Annotated in this window: 7 protein-coding genes; 6 read left to right on the forward strand and 1 reads right to left on the reverse strand. The window is 75.8% G+C overall.

Going from position 1 to position 8,627, the window contains the following annotated elements; translation table 11 throughout:
- Window positions 1-11 precede the first annotated feature (11 nt).
- Window positions 12-2,255, forward strand: a complete 2,244-nt coding sequence (locus tag IE99_RS0119560) for a DUF5682 family protein (protein WP_030172580.1) — start codon at window positions 12-14, stop codon at window positions 2,253-2,255.
- 52 nt (window positions 2,256-2,307) lie between these two features.
- Entirely contained in the window at window positions 2,308-3,489 is a 1,182-nt protein-coding gene (locus IE99_RS0119565; protein WP_030172583.1) for a VWA domain-containing protein, read from the forward strand.
- On the opposite strand, the gene IE99_RS32750 is transcribed toward IE99_RS0119565, so the two are convergent.
- The gene (locus IE99_RS32750) at window positions 3,461-4,954 is read right to left on the reverse strand and encodes a serine/threonine-protein kinase (RefSeq protein WP_051712781.1); all 1,494 of its coding nucleotides are present in this window, start codon (window positions 4,952-4,954) and stop codon (window positions 3,461-3,463) included. The two genes, IE99_RS0119565 and IE99_RS32750, sit on opposite strands and share 29 nt — an antisense overlap.
- Before the next feature lie 111 nt (window positions 4,955-5,065).
- Between IE99_RS32750 and IE99_RS0119575 the strand changes: the two genes are divergently transcribed.
- The 4 genes from IE99_RS0119575 (at window position 5,066) to IE99_RS0119590 (ending at window position 8,533) form a co-directional block, all read left to right on the forward strand.
- Window positions 5,066-6,097, forward strand: coding sequence for a DUF6777 domain-containing protein (locus IE99_RS0119575; protein ID WP_157610385.1), 1,032 nt, complete (start codon window positions 5,066-5,068; stop codon window positions 6,095-6,097).
- A gap of 19 nt (window positions 6,098-6,116) precedes the next feature.
- A complete protein-coding gene (locus IE99_RS0119580) occupies window positions 6,117-6,500 on the forward strand; it encodes an ArsR/SmtB family transcription factor (protein ID WP_030172593.1) in 384 nt (127 codons plus the stop codon).
- Window positions 6,497-7,477: a cation diffusion facilitator family transporter gene (locus IE99_RS0119585; RefSeq protein ID WP_030172596.1), complete on the forward strand. Its 981-nt coding sequence runs from the start codon at window positions 6,497-6,499 to the stop codon at window positions 7,475-7,477. The genes IE99_RS0119580 and IE99_RS0119585 overlap by 4 nt, the downstream gene beginning before the upstream one ends.
- Window positions 7,478-7,570: 93 nt before the next feature.
- A complete protein-coding gene (locus IE99_RS0119590; RefSeq protein ID WP_030172599.1) occupies window positions 7,571-8,533 on the forward strand; it encodes a diacylglycerol/lipid kinase family protein in 963 nt (320 codons plus the stop codon).
- Window positions 8,534-8,627: the final 94 nt, after the last annotated feature.

Here is an 8,627-nt window from a genome sequence, read left to right on the forward strand (position 1 = left end):
CGGGGCCGCCGATGAGCGATGTCACCTTCTACGGCGTCCGCCACCACGGTCCCGGATCCGCGCGGGCCCTGCGCACCGCGCTGGAGGACGTCGAGCCGGACGCGATCCTGATCGAGGGACCGCCGGAGGCCGACCCGATCATCGGCCTGGCCGCCGACCCGGGCATGGTCCCGCCGGTCGCCCTGCTGGCGTACTCCCCCGGCGCGGGCGGCGCGGGCCGCCGCTCCGCCTTCTGGCCGTTCGCCGAGTTCAGCCCGGAATGGCAGGCGATCCGGTACGGGCTGGCGGCCGGCGCGGCCGTCCGCTTCTGCGACCTCCCGGCCGCGAACCAGTTCGTCCCGCCCGCCGCCGACCCCGAGGAGGCGGCCCCCCGCGGCACCGGGCCGCCGGGCGGGGACGGGCCGGACCTCCGGTCGGATCCGCTCGGGTGGCTGGCGCGGGCGGCGGGGTACGGCGACGCCGAGCGCTGGTGGGACGACGTCGTCGAGCACCGCGGGGACGGCCCGTCCCCGTTCCCCGCCGTCGCGGAGGCGATGGCGGCGCTGCGGGAGCGGCCGGGCCCGCGCAACGTGCGGGAGGAGCAGCGGGAGGCCCACATGCGGCGGGCGCTGCGCCGGGCCCGCAAGGACGGGTTCGCCCGGATCGCCGTGGTGTGCGGCGCGTGGCACGTCCCGGCGCTGCGGAGCCCCGTCCCGGCGGCGCACGACGACCGGACGCTGCGCGGCCTGCCGAAGACCAGGGTCGCGGTCACGTGGGTGCCGTGGACGCACGGGCGGCTCGCCGAGGACTCCGGGTACGGGGCGGGCGTCCGGTCCCCCGGCTGGTACCACCACCTGTTCACCGCGCCGGACCGGCCGGTCGAGCGGTGGCTCACCGCCGCCGCCCGGATGCTCCGCGCGGAGGACCTGCACGTCTCGTCCGCGCACGTCATCGAGGCGGTGCGGCTCGCGGAGGCGCTGGCCGCGCTGCGCGGGCGCCCGCTCGCCGGTCTGGACGAGGTGACGGAGGCGGTCCGCGCGGTCCTGTGCGAGGGCGCCGACGAGCCGGTCGAGCTGGTCCGGCGCCGCCTGGTCGTCGGGGAGCGGATCGGCGCCGTCCCGGAGCGGACCCCGATGGTCCCGCTGCAGCGCGACCTCCAGGCCGAGCAGCGCCGCCTCCGCCTGCGGCCGGCCCCGGAGAGGCGCGAGCGCGACCTCGACCTGCGCAGGCCGTCCGACCGGGAGCGCAGCCGCCTCCTGCACCGGCTCCGCCTCCTCGACGTCCCGTGGGGCGTCCCCGGCGACTCCGGCCGGGCGAAGGGCACGTTCCGCGAGACATGGACGCTGGCGTGGCGGCCCGAGTTCGACGTCGAGCTGATCGAGGCGGGCGCGTGGGGCACCACCGTCGGTGCCGCCGCGGCAGCCCGCGCGGAGGCGCTCGCCGCGGACGCCTCCTCCCTCGCCGACCTCACATCCCTCGCCGAGCGGTGCCTGCTCGCCGACCTCGGCGACGCGCTCCCCGCGGTGATGCGGGCCCTCGCCGACCGGGCCGCCCTGGACACCGACGTCGCGCACCTGATGGCGGCGCTGCCCGCGCTCGTCCGGCCGCTGCGGTACGGGGACGCGCGCGGCACGGCCGCCGCCCCCCTCCGGACGGTCGCCGACGGGCTCGTCGTCCGGATCTGCGTCGGCCTGCCGCCCGCCGTGTCCGGCCTGGACGACGACGCCGCCCGCGGCGTCCTCACCCGGATCGACGCCGTGCACGGCGCGCTGGCGCTCCTGGACGACGAGGCCCATCTGGACCGCTGGCGCCGCACCCTGGACGACCTGCTCGCGCGCCCGGACGCGCTGCCGGGCCTGGTGGAGGGGCGGCTGACCCGCCTGCTCCTGGACGCCGGCCGCCTCGATGACGTCCCGTCCCGCATGGCGCGCGCCGTCTCGACCGGCACGCCGCCCGCCCGCGCGGCCGCTTGGGTGGAGGGATTCCTGGGCGGCGGCGGCCTCCTGCTGGTCCACGACGAGACGCTGCTCCGCCTGGTGGACGCCTGGATCGCCGCGCTCCCCGCCGACGCGTTCACCGCCGTCCTGCCGCTGCTGCGCCGCACCTTCGGCGCCTTCACCGCGGCGGAGCGCCGCTCGATCGGCGAACGCGCCCGCCATCTGGGCGCACAGCCGCGCGGCGCGTCCCGCCCCGCCGGCGGCGAGCCGGACGAGACCCGCGCGGGACCCGCCGCCGCGACGGTCCTGCACATCCTCGGCTGGGAGGAGCCTTCATGACCGCACGCGAGTCCGGCCGGAGGCCGGCGCGTCCCCGATCGGAGGATCGCCGATGAGCGCGGGAACGCCGCCGGCGGACGGCGACCGGATGCGGCGATGGCGCCTCGTGCTCGGGGGCGGCCAGGCCGACGGGACCGGGGTCGCGCTCGGCGGCGACGACGCCGGGATGGACGCCGCGCTGGAGAGGCTGTACGGGGCCGGGGAGAGCGCCGCGGGGCGGTCCCGGCCGGGGCGGCGCGGCGCCGGGCTCGGCGACTCGGCACCGTCGGTCGCGCGCTGGCTCGGCGACGTCCGGGAGTACTTCCCGTCGACCGTCGTGCAGGTCATGCAGCGGGACGCGATCGAGCGTCTCGACCTGACCCGGCTGCTGCTGGAGCCGGAGATGCTGGACGCCGTCGAACCCGACGTCCACCTCGTCGGAACGCTGCTGTCGCTGAACAAGGTCCTGCCGGACCGCGCCCGGGAGTCGGCGCGGGCGGTGGTGCGCACGGTCGTCCGGGAGCTGGAGCGGCGGCTCGCGGGCCGGGTCCGGTCGGCGGTCGGCGGGGCGCTGGACCGGTCGGCGCGCGGACGCCGGCCGCGCCGCCCCGCCGACGTCGACTGGGACCGGACGATCCGCGCGAACCTGCGGCACTACCTGCCCGCGCGGGGCGCGCTCGTCCCGGAGCGGCTCGTCGGCCACGGCCGGCGGGACCGGGCCGCCGAGCGGGACGTGATCCTGTGCGTCGACCAGAGCGGCTCGATGGCGGCGTCGGTCGTGTACGCGGGGGTGTTCGGCGCGGCGCTGGCGTCGCTGCGGTCGCTGCGCACGTCCCTGGTCGTGTTCGACACCGGCGTCGCCGACCTCACCGGTCACCTGCACGACCCCGTCGAGGTGCTGTTCGGCACCCGACTCGGCGGAGGCACCGACATCGGACGGGCCGTCGCGTACGCGCGCGGCCTGGTCACCCGTCCGGCGGACACGATCCTCGTGCTGATCACCGACCTGTACGACGGCGGCCCGCGGGACGTCCTGCTGCGCCGGGTCGGGGAGCTGACGGCGGCGGGCGTCCAGGTGGTCGTCCTGCCCGCCCTGTCGGACGAGGGCACGCCCGGCTACGACCGCGAGACCGCGGCGGCGCTCGCCGCGCTCGGCGCGCCGGTGTTCGCCTGCACCCCGGACGCGTTCCCCGATCTGATGGCCGCCGCGATCGAGCGCCGCGACCTCAGGGAGTGGTCGGAGCGCGTCCGCTGACTCCCGGCGCGGCGCGCAGCCCGTACGCCAGCAGCACCACGACCAGCGCCGACAGTGCGGCGTGGCCGGCGAGCGCGGCCGGCTCGACGGTCACGAGCATCGCCCATCCGCCCCACATCGCGACGCGGGCCACGCGGGCGGCGAGCACCGTCCACGCCGCGGCGCGGCTGCCCCTCCACGCGAGGATCACCGCGACCAGCGTGACGACCGCGACGACCGCGAACGAGGCCGCGACGACCGGCAGCAGCCCCCCGCGATGCCCCTCGCTGAGGTCGGGGCGGGCGATGAGGATCGCGAGCGCCGCCACGTCCAGCACCGCGAGCAGCCCGGCGAGCACCAGCCCGGTGATCACCGCCGGCCCCCGCCGGAGCCCGGCCCGGCCCCGGCCGGGGGCGTGCGGCGCTCCGGGCGCACCGGTGCCGTGCTGGCCGGGGCGGTCCTGGACGCGGGTCGGGCCGTGCCCGTCGGGCGGGCCCGGCATGGCGGGGACGCCGGGGCGATCCTGTGCAGGGGGGCTGCCGAGGTGGTCGGCCGGGGCGGGCTCGGGACGGCTGAGGCGGCCGTCCGGCGGCGCGGCCGGGGCCGGGACCGTGGGGAGGCCGGAGGCGGACTCGGCAGCGGGCTCGGAGGCGGACGTCGGGTGCCGCGAGCGCTCGCCGATCAGCCAGAGCAGGGCCTCCTCGGACGTCGGGCGGGCGGCCGGGTCCTTCGCGAGGCAGGCGGCGGCCACCTCGGCCAGCCGGGGCGGCAGCGGGGCGAGGTCGGGGGTCTCGTGCATGATCCGGTACATGACGGCCGGGATGGCGCCGCCGGCGAACGGGTCCCGGCCCGTGGCGGCGAACAGCAGCGTGCCCGCCCACGCGAACAGGTCGGTGGCCGGTCCGGTCCTCCCGGCGATCTGCTCGGGCGCCATGTAGGCGGGGGTGCCGACGGGCTGGCTGGTCATCGTGGCGCCCGCGTCGAACGCGCGGGCGATGCCGAAGTCGATCACGCGTGGGCCGTCCGGGCCCATCAGAACGTTCTGCGGCTTGAAGTCGCGGTGCACGATCCCGGCCCGGTGGATGGCGGTGAGCGCGGTGACGGTGCCGATCGCGAGCCGGTCGAGGTCGGCTCCGGCGCGCGGCCCCTCGTCCCGGACGAGTTCGCGCAGCGACCTGCCGGGCACGTACTCGCTGACGATGTAGGGGCGGTCGCCCGCGGTGTCGGCGGCCAGCATCTGCGCGGTGCAGAACCCGGCGACCCGCTGCAGGAGGGCCAGCTCCCGGACGAACCGGGCGCGCGCGGACGCGTCGGCGAGCAGCCGGCCGTGCAGCAGCTTGACCGCGACGCGGGGCGGCAGCCCGGACGCCGGGTCGAGGGGCCGGCCCAGGTAGACGATCCCCTGCCCGCCGGCGCCGATCCGGCCGAGCAGCTCGCATCCGCCGAGCCGGACCGGGTCGGCGGCCGTGAGCGGTTGCGGGCTCACCCTTCACCCCCCCGTGCGGTGCTCCCGAGAATTTTGCATTCGACCGGGCACAAATGCGCACCGGCCCGCATCAAAGAGTATAGGTTCGGCCATCCCGGAGCGGGGGACGCGATGTTTGAGATTTGTTCACGAATTGCGGGTCACCGCGTCCCGGCGGCCGCGCTGCTCGCGCTCGGGACGGCGGCGGGCACGCTGACCGCGTGCGGGGACGCGGGCGCGACGATCACGCGGCTGACCGTCGGGTCGCCGGGCCCGGAGCCGTACACGCTGATGTCGAACACCGACCGCCAGGACGTCACGCGGACGCCCCGGGCGGGCGGGACGCGGGACGGCGACGCGCCGGGCCTGTACGGGGGGACGCGGCGGGCGGGGACCTGCGACCGGGAGCGGCTGATCGCGTTCCTGCGGGCCGAGCCGGAGAAGGCGAGGGCGTGGGCGAAGGTGCAGGGCATCCCGGTGGACGACATCCCGCGGTATGTGTCGCGGCTGACGCCGGTCCTGCTGCGCGCCGACACGCTGGTGACCAACCACGGCTACGAGAAGGGCCGGGCGACCCGAATGACGGCCGTGCTCCAGGCGGGAATGGGCGTTCTGGTCAATGGCTACGGGGTGCCGACCGTGAAGTGCAATTGCGGCAATCCCTTGACCCGGCCGGACACGAAGATCTCCACAGGGAACGCGAACTACCGTGGCCGGAGCTGGCCGGATTTCCGCAAGCGCGAGGTGACGAAGATCCGTCCGCGCGATTCCAGGAAAGGGACGATGACGTCGTTCGTGCTCGTGGATCCCGGCGCCACCCGGGGGTTCGAGCGGCCGCGGGCGACGCAGGGCCACGCCGACGGCCCGTGGACACCGCCGCCCGTCACGGAGACGGCCCCGACGTCCGGGTCCCCGTCGCCCGGGTCCCCGTCGCCCCTCGACTCCGGCCAGGGCACGCCGGAGCCCGGCGATCCGAGCACGCCTCCGGGGCCGGAGATCAGCACGAGTCCCGCGGAGCCGGCGGAGCCCACCGAGTCGGCCGGGCCGACCGGCCTCGCGACCGAGCCGCCCGTCACGGAGTCGCCGCAGATGCGGACCGAGGGCGTCGCCACCGGTGGGCCGATCCCGCCCGGATCGGAGCCCCCGCCGTCGTACCGGCCGTGAGTGCGATACATTTGCTCATATGAGCAGTGCTTCAGATATCGCCGAGGAGTGCGCGGTGCGGGTCGTCGACGCCGAGAAGGTCGCCGTCGTCTCCGCCGCCCTGCCGGACGGCGACACCATCGGCGAACTGGCCCAGGTGTTCGGGCTGCTGTCCGACCCCGGCCGGCTGCGGGTGATCACCGCGCTGCTCGAGGGCGGCGAGATGTGCGTCTGCGACATCGCAGCGGCCTGCGGGAACTCCGAGTCGGCGGTGTCGCACGCGCTGCGGCTGCTGCGCGCGAACCGCGTCGTCCGGGTCCGCCGCGCGGGCCGCATGGCCTACTACCGGCTGGACGACTCGCACGTCCGGATGCTGCTCGACCTCGCGCTCGCCCACATCGGCCACGGGGAGGACGCCGAATGAGCGGCGACCACGGGCACGGCCATGGGCACGGGCACGGCCTCTCCGCGGAGTCCGACCGCCGCTACCTGGGCGGCGCCCTCGCGCTGATCCTCGTCTACATGACCGGCGAGGTCGTGATCGGCCTGCTGGCGCGGTCGCTCGCCCTCATCTCCGACGCCGCGCACATGATGACGGACGCGTTCGCGATCGTCCTGGCCCTCATCGCGATGCGGATCGCCGCCCGCCCGCCCAAGGGCGGCTACACCTACGGGCTGCGCCGCGCGGAGATCCTGTCCGCCCAGCTCAACGGGCTGACCCTCATCCTCCTCGCCGCGTTCTTCGTGTTCGAGGGTGTCCAGCGGCTGGTCTCCCCGCCGGAGGTCGACGGCCGGCTCGTGTTCTGGACGTCCCTCGCGGGCATCGCCGTCAACCTGGCCGCCACCTGGCTGATCGGCAAGGCGAACCGGTCGAGCCTGAACGTCGAGGGCGCGTTCCAGCACATCCTCAACGACCTCTACGCGTTCATCTCGACCGCGATCGCGGGCCTGCTCGTCTGGACGGCCGGCTTCCACCGCGCCGACGCGATCGGCTCCCTTGTGGTCGCGGCCCTGATGCTGAAGAGCGGTTACGGCCTCCTCCGGGACGCGGGGCGCGTGCTGATGGAGGCCGCCCCGGCGGGCATCGACCCGTCCGAGCTGGGCGCCCGCCTGGCCGAGCGGCCCTGCGTGGAGGAGATCCACGACCTCCACGTGTGGGAGGTGGGCTCCGGCTACCCGGCCCTGTCCGCCCACGTGCTGGTCGACTCGGAGGGCGACTGCCACGCCGTCCGCCGCGACCTCCAGGACGTCCTCCGCACCGAGTACGGGATCACCCACACCACCCTGGAAGTGGACCACCACTCCGAGGAGGAGGGCCACTGCGACGACGCCCACGGTCCCCGCCACGTCGCGGACCCCGAACCCCATGAGCACGCGGGCAACGCCCCCTGTGATCATTGATACGTCCCGTTCCGCTTAGGTTTCGTCGCTTCCTGCCGGTGGATACAGGTTCACGACCGGCCTATAGGGTGGCGGCGGCTTGAGGAGGGGTCGGTGCGGACGAAGGCTGAGCTCGAGGGGTGCATCCGGGACACCGGACGCGCCGTCCTGGTGATCAACGCTCGGTCGCGGCGGGGGCGGCGGCTCTACGGGGAGGCGCGGCGGCTGCTGCGCGATGCCGGGATCGCGTTCGTGCGGGTGTTCCCGGTGACCGATCCGTCCGGGCTGTCCGAGCTGTTCGCCGACGTCCTGGCCGAGGAGCCGGACCTCGTCGTCGTCGGCGGCGGCGACGGGACGATCGCGGAGGCCGTCGGGCATCTCGCGCACCGCGACATCGCGCTCGGCGTCCTGCCGCTCGGCACCACCAACAACTTCGCCCGCAGCCTGGAGCTGCCGCTCGACCTCGCTGGCGCCGTCCGGACGCTCGGCGAGGGCAAGGTCGCGGACGTGGACCTCGGCCGGTTCGAGAGCACCGGGGACCCGCGGGGCGGCGGCGAGCGCGGGCACGTCTTCGCGAACATGGTGAGCCTCGGCCTGTCGGTCCATGTCGCCGAGCACGTGCCGCACGCCCTGAAGCGGGTCCTCGGCCGGGCCGCGTACGCGCTGACCGCCGTGCGGCTGCTGCCCCGGCATCCGGCGTTCACCGCGCTGATCACGATCGACGGCGCGACGGAGAGGGTGCAGACGCACCAGCTCAACGTGGCGAACGGCGCCCACCACAGCGGGACGCGCATCGCCCGGGACGCGAGCCCCGACGACCGGCTCCTCGCCGTCTACAGCCTCGGCGACGAGCGGCGGCAGCGGCTCCTGTCCGCGACGGCGCGGCACGTCCTGACCGGCCCGCGCCGGACGCTGCGGGAGAGGGCGTTCCGCACCACGTCCCGCGTCGAGATCGCGACCGACCCGCCGCTGCAGGTCGACGTGGACGGCGAGATCCGCGGCCGGACGCCCGTCACCATCGAGATCCTCGCCAACGCCCTGCGGGTGATCGTCCCGCAGAGCTTCGACGACACCTAGATCGTTGATGGGGGTTTTTGAGTGCTCTGGTTAGTGGTCGTAGGCGATCAGTGATCGCTTGACCGGGGCGTCGATGAGCCAGTTGTGCCAGATG

The sequence above is a fragment of the Spirillospora albida genome (assembly GCF_000718255.1).
Lineage (GTDB): Bacteria > Actinomycetota > Actinomycetes > Streptosporangiales > Streptosporangiaceae > Spirillospora > Spirillospora albida.